At 67.8% G+C, this 15,980-nt stretch carries 12 protein-coding genes; 4 read left to right on the forward strand and 8 right to left on the reverse strand.

Annotated elements, in window-relative coordinates; all coding sequences use genetic code 11:
* Together AC5Y7D_RS30000 and AC5Y7D_RS30005 are read right to left on the reverse strand one after the other, a co-directional pair.
* A partial coding sequence (locus tag AC5Y7D_RS30000) for a PE family protein (protein ID WP_499929681.1) occupies window positions 1–1,195 on the reverse strand: 1,195 nt, incomplete at its 3' end.
* 102 nt (window positions 1,196–1,297) lie between these two features.
* On the reverse strand, window positions 1,298–1,918 hold the full coding sequence (locus tag AC5Y7D_RS30005) for a TetR/AcrR family transcriptional regulator (protein WP_499929683.1): 621 nt from the start codon (window positions 1,916–1,918) through the stop codon (window positions 1,298–1,300).
* A 313-nt stretch (window positions 1,919–2,231) separates the two neighbouring features.
* On the opposite strand from AC5Y7D_RS30005, the gene AC5Y7D_RS30010 reads away from it, so the two are divergent.
* Window positions 2,232–3,014, forward strand: a complete 783-nt coding sequence (locus AC5Y7D_RS30010) for a crotonase/enoyl-CoA hydratase family protein (protein ID WP_499929684.1) — start codon at window positions 2,232–2,234, stop codon at window positions 3,012–3,014.
* A 51-nt stretch (window positions 3,015–3,065) separates the two neighbouring features.
* On the opposite strand, the gene AC5Y7D_RS30015 is transcribed toward AC5Y7D_RS30010, so the two are convergent.
* The 3 genes from AC5Y7D_RS30015 to AC5Y7D_RS30025 form a co-directional block, all read right to left on the reverse strand.
* The gene (locus AC5Y7D_RS30015) at window positions 3,066–4,562 is read right to left on the reverse strand and encodes an aldehyde dehydrogenase (RefSeq protein ID WP_499929686.1); all 1,497 of its coding nucleotides are present in this window, start codon (window positions 4,560–4,562) and stop codon (window positions 3,066–3,068) included.
* 98 nt (window positions 4,563–4,660) lie between these two features.
* Window positions 4,661–5,431 carry a class I SAM-dependent methyltransferase gene (locus tag AC5Y7D_RS30020; RefSeq protein WP_499929688.1) on the reverse strand — a complete coding sequence of 257 codons (771 nt, stop codon included), beginning with the start codon at window positions 5,429–5,431 and terminating at the stop codon, window positions 4,661–4,663.
* 122 nt (window positions 5,432–5,553) lie between these two features.
* Window positions 5,554–7,110, reverse strand: coding sequence for a PPE family protein (locus AC5Y7D_RS30025; RefSeq protein ID WP_499929690.1), 1,557 nt, complete (start codon window positions 7,108–7,110; stop codon window positions 5,554–5,556).
* Between the two features lie 214 nt (window positions 7,111–7,324).
* On the opposite strand from AC5Y7D_RS30025, the gene AC5Y7D_RS30030 reads away from it, so the two are divergent.
* Complete coding sequence (locus tag AC5Y7D_RS30030; RefSeq protein ID WP_499929692.1) at window positions 7,325–8,479, forward strand: glycosyltransferase family 4 protein; 1,155 nt, start codon at window positions 7,325–7,327, stop codon at window positions 8,477–8,479.
* A gap of 13 nt (window positions 8,480–8,492) precedes the next feature.
* Here the strand turns inward: AC5Y7D_RS30030 and AC5Y7D_RS30035 are convergent, their stop codons facing one another.
* Window positions 8,493–9,101, reverse strand: coding sequence for a TetR/AcrR family transcriptional regulator (locus tag AC5Y7D_RS30035; protein WP_499929694.1), 609 nt, complete (start codon window positions 9,099–9,101; stop codon window positions 8,493–8,495).
* A 182-nt stretch (window positions 9,102–9,283) separates the two neighbouring features.
* On the opposite strand from AC5Y7D_RS30035, the gene AC5Y7D_RS30040 reads away from it, so the two are divergent.
* Window positions 9,284–10,135, forward strand: a complete 852-nt coding sequence (locus AC5Y7D_RS30040; RefSeq protein WP_499929696.1) for an SDR family NAD(P)-dependent oxidoreductase — start codon at window positions 9,284–9,286, stop codon at window positions 10,133–10,135.
* An 8-nt stretch (window positions 10,136–10,143) separates the two neighbouring features.
* Here AC5Y7D_RS30040 and AC5Y7D_RS30045 read toward each other — a convergent pair whose 3' ends face one another.
* Together AC5Y7D_RS30045 and AC5Y7D_RS30050 are read right to left on the reverse strand one after the other, a co-directional pair.
* On the reverse strand, window positions 10,144–13,113 hold the full coding sequence (locus AC5Y7D_RS30045; protein WP_499929698.1) for an ATP-binding protein: 2,970 nt from the start codon (window positions 13,111–13,113) through the stop codon (window positions 10,144–10,146).
* 127 nt (window positions 13,114–13,240) lie between these two features.
* On the reverse strand, window positions 13,241–14,485 hold the full coding sequence (locus AC5Y7D_RS30050; RefSeq protein ID WP_499929699.1) for an acyltransferase family protein: 1,245 nt from the start codon (window positions 14,483–14,485) through the stop codon (window positions 13,241–13,243).
* Between the two features lie 140 nt (window positions 14,486–14,625).
* On the opposite strand from AC5Y7D_RS30050, the gene pgfA reads away from it, so the two are divergent.
* Entirely contained in the window at window positions 14,626–15,921 is a 1,296-nt protein-coding gene (gene pgfA / locus AC5Y7D_RS30055) for a cell envelope lipid trafficking protein PgfA (protein ID WP_499929701.1), read from the forward strand.
* Window positions 15,922–15,980 lie beyond the last annotated feature (59 nt).

Here is a 15,980-nt window from a genome sequence, read left to right on the forward strand (position 1 = left end):
CCGAGCCGCCCCACCCGCCGTTGCCGCCCGTGCCGATCAGCCCGGCGTCCCCGCCGCGACCGCCGAAACCGCCGTCACCGCTGGTGCTGGTTAGAGCGCTGCCGCCATCGCCGCCGTTACCGAACAAGAGCCCGCCGTTAGCGCCGTTCACCCCCGCACCTCCGCTGCCCCCACTGCCGCCATCCCCGATCAGCAGTCCCGCCCGGCCGGCGAGGCCGCCGAAGCCGCCGACGTATCCGGTACCACCGTCACCACCGCTGCCGATCAGCAGCCCGGCGCTGCCGCCATTCCCGCCGAAGCCCTCGGTGGCGCCGATGCCGCTGTTCCCACCGCCGCCGCCGTCGCCGAACAGGAAGGCGTTGCCGCCGTTGCCGCCGATACCCGGGGTCGCGGTGGTGCCGGCCGTGAGCGCGCTACCGCCGGCGCCGCCGGCGCCGCCGTTGCCCCACAGGAAACCGCCGGCCGCGCCGGTGCCGCCGCCCCCGGCACTTCCGAGTAGCCCCGTGACGGCGCCGCCGGCACCGCCGGACCCGCCGCTGCCCAGCAGCCAGGCGCGACCGCCATTTCCGCCGACTGCGGCGTTTCCTTGAACGATGGATCCGCCCGCCCCACCTGCCCCGCCGTTGCCGTACAGCCAACCGCCGGCGCCGCCGGCTCCGCCCGCCCCGGCGGGTGCCAGCGGTGAAGCGGCGTTGCCGGAGCCGCCGTTGCCGCCGTGACCGATCAGCCCGGCGTCCCCGCCCCTGCCGCCGCCGCCGTTGAATCCGTTGCCGCCGTTGCCGAAGAGCAGGCCGCCGGCACCGCCGTTCGGGCTGAGCGCCGTTCCGTCGGCGCCATTACCGATCAGTGGGCGGCCCAGCAATGCCTGGGTCGGCGCGTTGATGACGTCGAGTAACGGTTGGAGTGGCCCGAGATTCGCCACCTCGGCAGTCGCGTAGGCGTTGGCCCCTGCGGCCATTGCCTTTACGAATTGCTGATGGAAGCTCGCCGCCTGCGCGCCCAGCGCCTGATAACGCTGAGCATGGCTGCCGAATACGGCGGCGATCGCCGCTGAGATTTCATCGGCGCCCGCTGCCAATACTTCCGTAGTCGGCATTACCGCTGCCGCATTCGCCTGGCTTATCGACGAACCCAAATTCGCCAGATCGGCTGCCGCCGCATTCAGGAACTCTGTTGACGCGAACACATACGACATCCGACTACCTCCCGACAGGCGCCCTTGACTTCAGGCGCGAGCCTAACGCGATCGACACAGCGCATAGCGGGTTTCGGAGAAAAAGGAGGCCGGAGAATGCCCTCAGCCGTCGCGCTTCTTGTCCAGCCCATTTCGACGAACGAATTCCCTTGCTTTGATCAGGAATTCGAGCTGGTCGCCGACTTGCCGCAGTGGCACGACGCTGCGCGTGGAGCGGCACAGCACGATTGCGCCCTCCAGTGCGGAAATCGACATCACCGCCAGCGAGGCGGCGTCGGCATCGTCGAATCCGTCGGTGACGAATGCCCGACCCAATGCGGTGCACCAGCGGCCCAGTATCAAGCCCGCTTCGGTGGATAGTTCGAGTTCTTCGTCGGCCGAACTTATCGCGGCCGCGACCACCGGACATCCGGCGGCGAAATCGCACTCGGTCAGCAAGTGTTCCCAGAACTCGATGAATTCGCGCAGCAACGCCTTGGCGCCCCGGTCGACCGCCTCGTCGATGGTGGCGGTGATGGAGTCGCCCCCGTAGCGCAGCGCCTCGATCAGGATCTGGTTACGCCCGTCAGGAAAGTGGTGGTACACCGAACCGCGCGGGGCGCCGCTGCGGGCGAGCACCGAGTCGATGGTCACGCCCGCTGCGCCGCGTTCCCGCATCACCCGGACGGCGCTGACCAGCATCTTGTCCCGGGTGCTGACCCGTTTTGTCGTCTTTGCTGTCATGCGGCGTGTGGGGGCTGGTGTGTGTGGCGGATTGCGGGCCAGTGCAGGTGGCGCGGGCTGAACCGAATCGGCCGGCGACGCAGGTCAGGCATCTCTCGGGTGAAGGTAAGGCCGGCGATGTTGAGCTCGATGATCCACATGGCTGCTCCCGCAGGTGTGTTGCGCTCCTGAGCCGGGGCACGGCCCGGGAATATGCTAGCAACCATATAATGTGGCTTCTTAGTAAGCAACTGCTCGCTATCAACCTGTTATGAAGAGCGGAAGAAGGCTATGCACTATTGCATAATCCATAGCAGTGCGGTTCACTCTTGCCATGACCAACACGGTGTCCCTGGAGCGCGACGGCCACGTCCTGCTGATCGGCCTCAACCGCCCCCACAAGCGCAACGCGTTCGACCGCGAAATGCTGACCGAGCTGTCGCGTGCCTACGCGCTGCTGGAATCAGACCCGGATGTGCGGGCCGGGGTGCTGTTCGCCCACGGTGACCATTTCACCGCCGGGCTGGACCTGGTCGACGTGGGGCCCGGTATCGCCGCCGGCGAATCGCCGGTGCCCGAGGATGGCCGCGACCCCTGGCGTCTGGACGGCGCCTGGACCACGCCGCTGGTCGCTGTCGCTCATGGCTGGTGCATGACGCTGGGCATCGAACTGCTGCTCGCCGCGGATATCCGCATCGCTGCCGCGGGGACCCGGTTCACCCAGCTCGAAGTGCAGCGCGGCATCTACCCGTTCGGTGGCGCTACCATCCGCCTGCCCCGCGAGGCCGGCTGGGGCAATGCCATGCGCTGGCTGCTCACCGGCGACGAATTCGGCGCCGCGGAGGCACACCGCATCGGACTGGTTCAGGAGGTCGCCGACGACGCCGCGGCGGGACTAACGCTTGCGCGGCAGATTGCTCAGACCATTGCCGAGCGCGCCGCGCCGCTGGGCGTGCAGGCCACCCTCGCCTCCGCCCACCTGGCCCGCAGCCAGGGCGAGGCCGCCGCGATCGAACGGCTGCGCCCCGACGTTTCCGCGTTGTTCGCCAGTGAGGACGCCGCCGAGGGCGTGCAGTCGTTCATCGAGCGCCGGCAGGCCCGGTTCTCGGGCCGCTAGGACCCTAGGACCGCGGAGCGTGAGGCCAGCTTCACGCTCGCGGGTAGGGGGCTAGCTCTCGAGCGTGTAGCCCATCGGCATCAGCACGCTCTTCTGCTGGGTGAAGTGCTCGACGCCCTCGGGGCCGTTCTCGCGGCCGATGCCGGAGTTCTTGTAGCCACCGAACGGGCAGCACGGGTCGAACGCGTACCAGTTGATCGCGTAGGTCCCGGTGCGGATCTTCTCCGAAATCTCAATTCCCTTGGGCACGTTGGTCGTCCACACGCTGCCGGCCAACCCGTACACCGAGTCGTTGGCGATCTTGATGGCATCCTCTTCGGTGTCGTAACCGATGATGCTCAGCACCGGCCCGAATATCTCCTCCTGCGCGATCGTCATCTTGTTGTCGACGTCGGCGAACACCGTCGGTTGCACGAAGAAGCCGTTGTCCAGCCCCTCGGGGCGACCGCCACCACATACCAGCCGGGCGCCCTCCTCGATGCCCTTGGCAATGTAGCCCTCGACCCGTGCGCGCTGCTTCTCCGAGATCAGCGAACCGATCTGCGCGTTCGGGTCCGACGGCGGCCCCACCGGCAGCGCCTGCACGAAAGCGCTTACCGCCTCCACGATCTCGTCGTAGCGCGAGCGCGGCGCCAGGATGCGGGTCTGGCCGACACACGCCTGCCCGGTGTTCATGATCCCGGAGAACACCATCATCGGGACCGCGGAGGCCAGGTCGACATCCTCGAGCACGATCGCCGCCGACTTGCCGCCCAGCTCCAGGGTGCACGGCTTGAGCATGTCCGCGGCGCGCTTGCCGATCTCCTTGCCCACCGCGGAGCTGCCGGTGAAGGTGAACAGGTCGACGCCCGGATTGGAGGTCAGCGCCTGTCCGGTCTCGATACCGCCGGGCACCACCGACAGCACGCCCTCGGGCAACCCGGCATCAGCGAACACCTCGGCCAGAGCATTTGCGGTCAAAGGTGTTTCGGCCGCGGGCTTGAGCACCACCGTGCAGCCCGCGAGCAACGCAGGACCCAGCTTGTTGATCGCCAGGAACAGCGGCACATTCCAGGCCACGATCGCCCCGACCACGCCGATCGGCTCGCGGTGGACGATGGTCTGCCCGTAGGAGCCGTTGCGGACCTCGCGCCACTTGACCTGGTCGACGGCCGGGCCGGCGAAGAAGCTCATCGCTCCCATCGTGCCCATCCAGTGCATGGTCTCGATGGTCATCGGCGGCTGGCCGGTCTCGTCGGCGAGCAGTTTGGCGAACAGCTCCTTGCGCTCTTCGAGCAGTTGCTGCGCCTTGGCGATGACGGCCGCGCGCTCCCTGGGCGGCGTCGTGGGCCACGGGCCGCTGTCGAACGCGGCGCGGGCCGCGGCGACCGCGGCGTCGACGTCGGCCGCGGTCGCCAGCGGCACCTTGCCGACGTACTCGCCGGTGGCCGGACAGTGCACCTCGATCACCTCGGAGGTCGCCGGTTCCGTCCACTTGCCCCCGATGAAAAGCTTGTCGTACTCGGTCGTGTCGCTCTTGGTCGTCGGGTCGTTCTTAATCGTCGTCATTGTTGGCCGCTCCTCCTCTTGGCTCCGCCCCGCACCGTCGCGAGCAGGCTCATGGGCGCCACCCTACCCAAGCCGGCGCGAGATTAGAACATGTTCCATTATCGGGGCGAGAGGACCAGCACCAGATTGCTCACCGCGAACTCGCGCAGCACCGGTACAAAGGTCACCCACCACGCCCATCGCGGGTGGTAGCGAGGGAAAGTCGCGGCGGCGCACCCCGTAGCGCGGGCCCAGTCCAAGCCGTCTGCGGCGGACACCGCGAACAACGACGATCCGTAGTTGTTTTTCGCCGGACGGCCGTGTCTGCGCTCGTACATCGCGGCGGCGCGGGCACCGCCGAGGTAATGCGTCAGGCCCATCTCATGACCGCCGAACGGGCCCAGCCAGACGGTGTAGGACAGCACCACCAGTCCGCCCGGTTTGGTCACCCGCAACATTTCGTTGCCCAGTTGCCAGGGCCGTGGCACGTGCTCGGCGACGTTGGACGACAGGCAGATGTCGACGGAGTCGTCGGCGAACGGCAGGGCCATGCCCGATGCCCGGACGAAAGTGCCGCCCGGAGCCTCGGAGCGGACGTGGCCGGCGGCGTGCAGCTCGCCGGAGTCCGGCTCGACGCCGATGTAGCGGACACCGGCATCGCTGAACCGGGACGCGAAGTATCCGGGTCCGCCGCCGACGTCGAGCAGGATGCGGCCGGCCGGCGATTCACCGCGCAGGGCCAGCCAGAGGGCGTCCACCATGGCCGCGGTATCGGCGGCCAGGGCACCGTAGAACCTGGCCGGATAGGACTGCTCGTACCGGAATTCCGACAGCAGCCGCAGCGACCGGCGCAGCGTTGCCCGTCGCGCGAACAGGTCGGTCACCGCCACGGGGGACACCCTACGACCTCGAGGTCGACAACCCGGAAGCCCAAGGCGGCCGCCCGCCACCCCACTGCCGACCTACATCGGGTTGCGGCCCGTCAGAGCGACTGAGCGCGCGACGACTGCGTTCAGCCGCTGGTCCAGGTGCCGGGCAGCATCGGCAATGTAGGACCCTCGCCGAGCTGATCGCCCTCCAGTGTGACCAGGCCGGTGGCCGCCGGGACCGTCTGGCTGCGCGCTGTTGCCGTTCCGGCGAAACCTTGCGGCCCGGCTCCCCGCTCCGATGCGCTTGCCACCTGCTGGTCGGATTCCGATATAGGCGGCTCGAAACCCATTTCCAGAGTCGCGAATTCGTCATGGTGTCCACGCTCTTTGACTGCCGTCCGTCGTCGCCGACGGTTCCGCGCTTCGTTTCGGGCCGAAGCCTGTGCGGCCGCAGCTGCCGATGCTGCCGCTGAATCGGAAGCCGGCTCTTTGGTCCGCGCGCGGGCCGACGCCCCGCTGTCGTAACCAACGCCAGGACCGGCGAAAGGCGGAAAGTCGACGGCGGCGGGCGGGGGAGGAGACGGATGCGCGGCGACGGTCGTGGCCCCAGCAGGTGCGGTCGCCGGCGTCGTGGGGGCAGGTCCGGCTGCGGAAACCGTGGCGACGGTCGGCGCGGTGCCGCCGACCGTCGCCATCGTCGGCACCGGCGGAGCGCCGTCGAATGCGCCGACGGGGACCGTGACGACGTGTCCGGCGGCCAGGCCGGCCAAACCGGCTAAGCCCGTCGCTGCGCCCGCGGCGGCCACCGCTGGTCCGAGCGCCACGGCCAAGAGCTGCGGAGACTGAGCCAGCCAGGTGGCGATCTGCAGGATGTGAGTCGGCAGATCGAACACCAGGATGTTGAGCAGGAACTCGATGGCGGCTTCCGGATTGGTGAACAGCAGTTCCCAGAATTGTTCGCCGTCCTGAAAGAACTCCAGGGCGCGCGCCAGCCACCAGATCGCCTGGCCGGGGTTGGTGTAGGAGTCATAGGGCAGCCCGTTGAGGGTTCCGGCGGCAGGATCCCAGATGATACGACCGCCGCTGATGATCTTCAGTAACTCCGCGATGGCATTGTCGATCGGGGTGGCCCCACCAGAATCGCCGTCTCCGGAGTCCGGGGATTTCAGGATCGGCGGAGCGGGTGGGACGTGCGGAGTCGACGCCACCGCCGTCTCGGCAACCGCTTGATAGCTCGCCATCGTGGTAGCCGCCTGCACCCACATCCGCGCATAGTCGGCCTCATTGAGCGCGATCGGAATGGTGTTCAGCCCGAAGAAATTGGTTGCCACCAAGACTCCGTGGACCGCATGGTTGGCGGCCAACTCCGCCAGGGTCGGCATGGCGGCAAGCGCGGCGTCGTAGGCTGCGGCCGCGGTTTCGTGCCGGGCGGCGGTTGTTGCACTGGCGGCGCTCGCCTGTGCCAGCCACACCAGGTACGGCTGACAGGCGGCCGCGAAGGCGTCGGCGGTAGGGCCTTGCCATGCGCCGGCTTCGACCGTCGCCAGTAAACCGGCGAATTCCGCTGCCACCGCAGCGTATTCGGCACTCAGCGACGACCATTGGGTCGCCGCCGCCAGTAGCGACGCGGGCCCCGCCCCGCTGCTCAGCATGGCTGAATGGACCTCCGGAGGAACCGCCATCCACACCGGCGTCGTCATGACGCACCTATCCCGGCACCGCCGCTAGTCATGGCCACAGCTGGTCCTCCGCTCTTGAGCCGACGTCTTGGATATTTGAATATGAAAATCATTTCCATAGGGTCCACCGATCGGTTCCTTTCGCGGGGGACACCGCTGTCCCCCAATTGGGGGACAACCGGGCCCGCAGGGCTCGCACGTCTCGCCGCATGAAAGCCCGTTACGCTGGTCTCCAATGTCTGACCTCCGTTCCGTCCTGCTGCTGTGCTGGCGCGATACCGGGCACCCGCAGGGCGGCGGCAGCGAGACCTATCTGCAGCGCATCGGCGCGCAGCTGGCCGCTTCGGGCATCGACGTGACGCTCAGGACCGCCCGCTATCCGGGGGCATCCCGTCACGAAATGGTCGACGGCGTCCGCATCACCCGGGCCGGCGGGCGCTACACGGTCTACATCTGGGCGATGCTGGCCATGGGTGCGGCCAGAATCGGGCTGGGTCCGCTCCGCCGTGCCCGGCCCGACGTGGTCGTGGACACCCAGAACGGACTCCCGTTCCTGGCCCGGCTGCTGTACGGCCGACGGGCGGTGGTGCTGGTCCACCACTGCCACCGCGAGCAGTGGCCGGTCGCCGGCCCGGTGCTGTCCCGGGTGGGCTGGTGCGTGGAATCGGCGTTGTCTCCGCGGCTGCACCGGACCAACCAGTACGTGACGGTATCGCTGCCGTCAGCGCGTGATCTGGTCGCGCTCGGGGTGGACAACGAGCGCATCGCCGTGGTACGCAACGGTCTTGACCAGGCGCCGCCGCAGACTTTGTCCGGCCCGCGCTCGGCCGCCCCGCGAGTGGTGGTGCTGTCCCGGCTGGTGCCGCACAAGCAGATCGAGGACGCGCTGGACGCGGTGGCCGAACTACGGTCGCGCATCCCGGGCCTGCACCTCGACGTCGTCGGTGGCGGGTGGTGGCGCGAGCGGCTCGTCGAGCATGTGCGTCAACTCGGCATCTCCGGAGCGGTAACCTTCCACGGCCATGTTGACGACCTGACCAAACATCAGGTGCTGCAGAGTTCCTGGGTGCAGCTGCTGCCGTCGCGCAAGGAGGGCTGGGGCCTGGCGGTCGTCGAGGCCGGCCAGCACGGTGTGCCCACCATCGGCTACCGGTCGTCGGGTGGTCTGTCCGACTCGATCATCGACGGCGTCACCGGAGTGCTGGTCGACAGCCGTGCCGAGCTGGTGGACCGGCTCGAACAGCTGCTGTCCGACGACGTGTTCCGCGAGCAGCTGGGCACCAAGGCTCAGGTGCGCAGCGCCGAATTCTCCTGGCAGCAGAGCGCCGACGCGCTGCGCACCGTCCTGGAAGCGGTGCAAGCGGGTCGAAATGTCAGCGGAGTGATCTGATCCGGCGGCGGGGTTATGACGAAAGCGTCAGCTCGTAGTGCCACAGTCCCGCGAGGGCGTCGAGCAGGTCGCCCCTGGTGATGGGCAGACGCTTTTCGGATATCTGCAACATAACCATGACCAGCTGGAGCAGCAACACCATCAGGCGGGCTCGTCTCATGCCGCGATCGGGCTCTTTCCGCTCCATCCACAGTGGGCCGAGCGCGACCAGCAGGGTCTCCCACAATTCGCGGTCCAGCTTGGCGAAGGCCCGGTTGGTCACGCTGGCGGCAAATCCGATATTCCAAGAGGCCTGGTAGCGCCGCCACAGGCGCTCGAGTCTGTCCATCCACGAGCGCACCTCGGAAAGCGTGGGCCTGTCCATGGTGGCCAACGTGCTGAGCAACCCGATCAGGTCGGGTAACCCGGCCGTGCCGATCGCGATCGCGACCTCCGGCTTCCCGTTGAAATGCAGATAGAAGGTTGCCCGGCTGACCCCGGCGATCCGCACGATTTCGTCGACCGTCGTCTGCTGGTATCCGCGCTTCCTGAACACCTGCACGCCGGCCTCGACGATCTTGTCGCGCGTGTCCTGTTTTCTCGGTTCCCGTGCCGACTGGCGCCGTTGCGCGGCTGTGGGCACGTCCGCCTCCCGCAAGATCGACAGATGTCTACTGACTATGCGTGGCTGTGCATGACATCGATCAGCGTAGCCCACGCCGACGCCTATCCAGATGATCGGTGTCATCGGGTTCCGAGCGATTGGTAGCCTGCAGACCCTTTGCAACGACGAACGCCCCGGCGTCCTCCTTGAGAGGACAGCTGATGACGCACGCCGTTACCGTTGCCGACCTTGCTCCGGTGAAAGACCGCTTCGCCCTGACGGGCAAGGCCGCGCTGGTGACCGGCGCGGCGGGCGGCATCGGCCGGAGCACGGCGGCGGCGTTCGCGGATCTCGGGGCCGACGTCGCGGTCGCGGAAGTGCACGCGCGTCTGGATGATGCGAGGGCGGTCGCACGTCAGATCGAGGCGCGCTACGGGAGGCGAACCGTCGCCATCGCCGCCGATGTGGGCGATCCCGCCGAGGTGGATGGGATGTTCGCAGCGGCGTTGGAGGCCTTCGGCCGCCTCGACGTCGTCCACAGCAATGCCGGGATAATCTCCCTTACCGACAATGCAGAGATGTCGGTCGACGAGTGGGATGAGATGCTGCGGGTCAACCTGACCGGTATGTTCCTGGTCGACCGAGCTGCGGCGGTATTGATGCGCGACGCCGGCCACGGCGGGTCCATTATCAACACGGCGTCGATGTCGGCCAGCATCGTCAACCAGGCACCCGAAGGTACCCGGCACTCGGTCGCCTACACCTCCACCAAAGCAGCGGTCAAACACCTCACCAAGGCCATGGCGGTGGACTTCGCGCCCTACGGCGTGCGGGTCAATTCAGTCAGCCCGGGTGTCATTCTCTCGGGAATCCACGACAAGTTCATCGAGCGGATGGGGTTGTGCTACGAGCAGTTCGACGCCGCCGCAGGGCATGCGCCGTTTTCCGTTCCGATAGGCCGATTCGGGGTACTCGACGAGATCACCGGAATAGTGGCCTTTCTTGCCACCGACCTCGCCTCGTACATCATCGGGGCCGACATTCGTGTCGACGGCGGCACCACGGTGTGGTGAAATCCAAGTCATCCGCCTTCTTCGGCCGCGATCGCCGGGCCGCCGGCGGCGGCGACGGTGGCCGGCAGCCGTAAGTCGTTGTGCCGCAATAGGCTCGCACGGGCCCGCGCGACCACGGCGGCATTGGTGACCGGCGGTTCCCGGAGCGCGTCCAGGCGGGCCGGGCCCAACCAGTCGAGCAACAGGTCGGTTTGTTCGGCGGTGAGCGGAGACGGCTTGCCCGCGTTCATGAAGGCCCAGTAGAGGAAGGCCGCGTCCTCGTAGGCGCCGAGCCGGATGAGTAAACGCACGACATGGCGCAGGGTGAGCCACTGCTGCGTCGTGTCGCCGAAGCGGTCCCAATGTTCAAGCACCGCAACGAACATCTGAGCCGCAGCACGCGGGTCGCCGTACAGGGCGCGGGTGGCTGCGGCTTCCAGCAGCGCGCTTCCGTACACCCAGAAGTTCTGCACCTCGGCGGCCAGCCTGGCGGCGTCGTCGAAGAGCGCCAGCGCCCGTTCGGGTTCGGACTTCCGAAGGAGGTAGCCGAGCGCGAAGTAGGCCATCGCCTGTGCGGTCGGGTTCCCCGTCTGCTCGGCGACGACTATCGCCTCCCTAGCGGCCGGCACGGCGAGGTCGTCATTGCGCAGCACGCCCTGGCAGATGGCGAGGACGAACAGTGACCAGCAGAGTCTGATGGGGTCATCTTCGCGGCGCGCGCACGCCGCCTCGGACTCCCAGTACGCCAGGGCCTTCATCGGTTCACCCTCGAAAAGGGCGACGTCGGCCATCACATCGGCGGGGTACACGACACGCGCGCTGCCGCGCAGCGGAACCCGACCTCGGGCCAGCGCCGCCAAGGACTTCGCCCGCCCGAAGTCGGCGTGGTTCCAGGCAACTCGGACCGACGTCCCGACCGCGGCGACGAACAGCGGGTGATCGGGATCGGCGATGGCGATCACCCGCTCGGCCCAGTCGGCCACTTCATAGCCGATGCGCCAGCCGATCAACTCAGGCACCGCCGCGACGAGGCGTAATGCGAGGTCGGTGTCGTGCTCGTCCATCGCATGGTCGAACGCTGAGCGCAGGTTGTCGTAGTGCGGCAGCATCCGCTCGACCCACTGGCGTTCCCGGGTGCCCTGCATACCCACCCCGGCCTGCTCCGCGAGCTCGGTGAAGTACCTGGCGTGTCGCAGTTGGACGAGCTTGTCGAGGTTGCGCTCCACCAGGCGCTCCCGCCCGTACGCGCGCAAGGTTTCCAGCAGCGAGTAACGGGTCCGTTCCTCGGTGGTGCACACGACCACCATCGACTTGTCGACCAGACAGTTCAACAGCTCGAGGGTGTCCGACTCGTCCGCGTCCTGGGAGGCACAAACTCCGTGTGCCGCTTCCACGTCGAAATAGCCTGCGAAAACGCAGAGTTGGTCGAAAAGATCCTGCTCGGCAGCTGTGAGCAAGCGGTACGACCACGCGATCGTCTCGACGAGGCTCTGCTGGCGCGGCAGCGCGCGACGGGCTCCGCCCCGCAGCAGGCTGAGATAGTCCGGACGTCGCGCGACGTCAACGGGGCTCATCATCCGCATGCGCGCCGCGGCCAGTTCGACTCCCAGCGGCAGGCAGTCGACCCGTCGGCATATCTCGGCCACCGCGCCGCCCGGCTGGTTGTCCAGGCTGAATGCGGGCTGGCTGGCCGCGGCGCGGTCGGCGAACAGTTCGATGGCATCCTCGAGGCGAAGCGGCTCCACTCCGACGATCCGTTCACCCGCGACGCCCAGCGGCTGCCTGCTGGTGGCGAGCACCGACACGCGGGGGCAATGCCGAACGATCTGGTCTATCAGATTGGCCGCCGACTCCAGCACGTGCTCACAGTTGTCGAATACCAGCAGGACCTCGCGCTCCCGCAGATATTCGATGACGCTTTTCTCGATGTCCATGCCCTGCTGTTGGCGCAGCCACACACTGGCCGCAACCGTGTGTACGACGGTGTCGCCGTGTTCCAGCGGTCCCAGGCCACAGATCCACACCCCGTCGGCGAAGCGCTGCGCTTCATGGCGCGCGAGCTCAAGCGCCAACCTCGTCTTGCCGACGCCGCCGACTCCGGTCAGCGTCACCAGCGGGCCGGCCCGCAGCGCGCGGCTGACCCGCTCCCGTTCGTACTCGTGGCCGACGAAGCTGGTGGGTGGCCGCAGCAGCGCGGGGTGCGGCCAGTCGAAGGTCACCGGTGCTGTGTTCGCCGGTCGGGCCGCCGGCCTGGTCGTCACCTCGCCGGATTCTCCGGTCACGATCTGCTGGTACACCTCACGCAGTGGCGAACCGGGATCGACGCCGAGCTCCTCGACGAGTCGCTCTCGTATCCGGTGGTAGGTCTCGAGTGCCTCGGCCTGCCTCCCGTTGCGGTACTGCGCGAGCATCAACTGCCCGGCCAACCGTTCGTCCAGCGGATGCGCCGCGTGCGCCGCGGCGATCTTCACCAGCAATTCGGCGTGTCGGCCCGCCCGGAGCGCGGCGTCGTTGCGGTCCAGTTCGACCGAGAAGCGCTCGGCCTGCAAGGCGTTGCGGGCATCGTTCACCCACGGGGTGTCCAGAGACACGAATGGCTCCCCGGGCCACATGTCCAAGGCGCGCTCCAGCAGGGCTGCGGCCTGGACGGGGTCGGATTCGGCCCGCCCCTTGGCCACCTCCGCGCGGAAACGGTAGAGGTCGATGGATAACGGATCCGCGGTGAGCACGTAACCGCCCGGTTCGCGGGAGACCGCAGCGTCCGGCGTGTCGGCGAGTAGGTTGCGCAGGCGAGAGACGTAGCCTGCCAAGGCATTTCGGGAATGACGCGGAGGGTGGTCGGACCACACCCGGTCGACCAGTTGGTCCGAGGGGATGGGGCGGTTGACGTCGAGGAGAAACGCGACCAAGACACAGCGCTGCCGGGAGTGTCCGATGTCGAGCCGGTGCCCGTTGACTCGAACCTCGATGTCGCCGAGCACCCGAAACTCGACCGTCATCCAGCAAACCTTTCCGCAAGAGACCGCGCTGCAGCCCGTCTGCTGGTCAGTAGCATACGTGCGCGCCGGAATTCCGTGGCGGGGTCGGTTGGGGTGACGTTGCACGGGCCAGCGGCGGGGTGGGCCCTCACGGCGCGACGGCGTCGGCCTCGCGATCTTGGGGGCCGGCCTTGTTTTCCCGTTTCTCCCACCGGCGCAACGCCTCCCGGCACGGCGATTCGACCAGCGCATAGCTCACCGCGGCGATCGCGATGCCGAACAACAGCGTCAAGGCCAGCACGGCAGGCATGTGGCCGTTGAATGCGAAGATGCCGAGCACCGGAAACGCCATGTCGAGCGCGGCCAGGTGCCAGATGAACAGACCGTAGGACCAGCGGCCCAGGGTCACCATGAACGTGCTGCCCAGCAGTCGGTGCGGAGTGTCCGGCCGGTCCAGCACCAGCGGCGCCAGCAACGCGAACGCCACCACCGAACCCATCGCGGTCTTCACGGAGAACTGCGCGGCGCTGCTCGGGACCAGGCCGGCCGGCCCGGCCAGCGGCGAGGCCGCCACCAGATAGGCAGCCACCGCGATGGCCGCCAGTACGACGCGGCCGACCTTCGTGGTGGCCGGCCGGCGCGCCCAGCCGGGTGGGCTGTACACCAACTCGGCGAGCACCATTCCCGCGGCGAACCAGGAGAAGTAGGCCGGGGGCCAGTTCAGCGGATTGGCGCCTGGTCCGCCGCCCAGCACAGCCAGCGGCAACCAGCCCCAGGCCCAGCTCAGCATCCCCAGCGCGGCGATCACCGGTAGCCGGACGCGCACCGGAAGCCGGCGCGCGGCGAAGGCCAGGATCGGCAGCGCCAGGTAGAAAGCCACCTCGACCGACAGACTCCACATCTGGGTGAGCCCGCCGGTCAGGGTCAACGGCACATAGATCTGAGTCAGGGTCAGGTTCGCCAGCCAGACGGTCAGGCTGGCGTGGTTGGAGTCGGGTAACAGAGTCAGGATCACCACCACCGCGACCACGTACGCGGGCATGATGCGTACCACCCGGGACCGCAGATAGTGACCGGTGCGGGGGCGGGGCTTGAGGCCTCGTTCCGCCGCTGCGTGCCCGCGCCACAACAGGAATCCCGACAACGCGAAGAACACGGCGACGGCCAGGTCGAACCGGCCGAGCAGACGGCCGTCGACACCACTGGAGTGCCCCGTCTGGAACGCCACGTGGGTGACCACCACACCAACGGCCGCGCAGGCACGCATGCCCTCGACGGCAGGCAGGAAGCTGCGGGTGCCGCCCACCGGCTCGGCGTCGATCACGATCCCAGTCTGCCTGGACGGGTTCGTCGCGTCCGCGGGTACACCTCGGGCCGGGCCCGGTCCGTACATTGGGCCTAGGTTCGTCCACCGGGGCAATGCATCCTGCTGTTAGGGTCGAACGGGTTTGCCTCGCTGCCTGGTCAGGTCGAAGCGGGTCGCGACCGGTGTGCCCCGGACGAACTCATGGACCAGAAGGAGGTCACGGCAACGTGAACCGAGCAGTCATGTTGCGCATCGCCGCATGCGGAACTATCGGCCTCGGAGCCGCACTGCTGATCGCCGCGTTGTTGTTATCGACCTATACCAGCAGCAGGATCGCCAAGATCCCGCTCAATCTGGATGCGACGCTGATCAGTGAGGGCAACGGCACCGCGCTGGACGCGGCGTCGCTGTCCAGTGACCGGGTCGTCGTCAATCAGAACGTGCCATTGGTATCCCAACAGCAGATCAGCGTCGAAGCGCCGGCCAATGCCGACGTCGTCACCCTTCAGGTGGGATCCTCGGTTCGGCGCAGCGACAAGCAGAAGGACGGCGGATTGCTGCTGGCCATCGTCGACACGGTCACCATCAACCGCAAGTCCGCGCTGGCCGTGTCGGACGAATCGCACCCCGGTGGCTACGTGCAGAAGCCGCGCAGTGTCGGCGACGAGAACCCGCCCACCGCGATGCCGTTGCGCCACGAGGGCCTGGCCTACCGCTTCCCGTTCGACACCGAGCGCAAGACGTACCCCTATTTCGACCCGATCGCGCAGAAGCCTTTCGACGCCAACTACGAGGGTGAAGAGGACGTCAACGGGATGTCCACCTACCGGTTCACCCAGAACGTGGGCGTCAACAGCGAGGGCAAGCTGGTGGCCCCGATCACCTATCCGTCGCTGTACGGCGGCAACGAGGACGGCAAGATCACCACGAGCGCGGCGATGTGGGGCGTGCCCGGGGAGCCGAACGAGCAGATCACCATGACCCGCTACTACACCGCCAAGCGCACCTTCTGGGTGGATCCGGTGTCGGGCACCATCGTCAAGGAGATCGAGCAGGCCCACCACTACTACGCCCGCGACGCGCTCAAGCCCGAGGTGACGCTGGTCGATTACAAGCTCACCTCCACGCAGGAGACGGTGGAATCGCAGGTCAATTCGGCGCGTGACGAACGCGACCGGGTGGCTTTGTGGTCGCGGGTGCTGCCGATCACGTTCACCGCCATCGGTTTGATCGCGCTGATCGGCGGTGGCGTACTGGCCTCGTTCAGCCTGCGCACCGAAAGCGCGCTGACCGATCCCGGGCTGGACCGCGACGACACCGACTTCCTGCGTCGCAGTGGGCTGGAGCCACCGGTGCCCGGGGCCGAGGCGGAGACGGAGAAGATCCCCGCGCAGCGGCCCGACTTGCAGGAGGATGATCCGAATCCGGCCGGCGCTGATCCGCTGCAGGATCCCCCCAAGGATCCGCCCAAGGATCCGCCGGAGTCCGGGTCGACCGAATCGCCCCCCACCGAACGGATCTAGCCCGGCGACGATGCGGGCCAGAAAGGCCCGAGGAGGAGCCGGGCAATCGAGCCAGCCCC

Source organism: Mycobacterium sp. NGS49 (assembly GCF_059812565.1).

What these genes read in the sequence shown, in the direction of transcription:
- AC5Y7D_RS30005 (WP_499929683.1), bottom strand. Translation starts at nt 1,918, where the DNA reads ATGACAGCAAAGACGACAAAACGGGTCAGCACCCGGGACAAGATGCTG.
- AC5Y7D_RS30010 (WP_499929684.1), top strand. Translation starts at nt 2,232, where the DNA reads ATGACCAACACGGTGTCCCTGGAGCGCGACGGCCACGTCCTGCTGATC.
- AC5Y7D_RS30015 (WP_499929686.1), bottom strand. Translation starts at nt 4,562, where the DNA reads ATGACGACGATTAAGAACGACCCGACGACCAAGAGCGACACGACCGAG.
- AC5Y7D_RS30025 (WP_499929690.1), bottom strand. Translation starts at nt 7,110, where the DNA reads ATGACGACGCCGGTGTGGATGGCGGTTCCTCCGGAGGTCCATTCAGCC.
- AC5Y7D_RS30030 (WP_499929692.1), top strand. Translation starts at nt 7,325, where the DNA reads ATGTCTGACCTCCGTTCCGTCCTGCTGCTGTGCTGGCGCGATACCGGG.
- AC5Y7D_RS30040 (WP_499929696.1), top strand. Translation starts at nt 9,284, where the DNA reads ATGACGCACGCCGTTACCGTTGCCGACCTTGCTCCGGTGAAAGACCGC.
- AC5Y7D_RS30045 (WP_499929698.1), bottom strand. Translation starts at nt 13,113, where the DNA reads ATGACGGTCGAGTTTCGGGTGCTCGGCGACATCGAGGTTCGAGTCAAC.
- AC5Y7D_RS30050 (WP_499929699.1), bottom strand. Translation starts at nt 14,485, where the DNA reads ATGTACGGACCGGGCCCGGCCCGAGGTGTACCCGCGGACGCGACGAAC.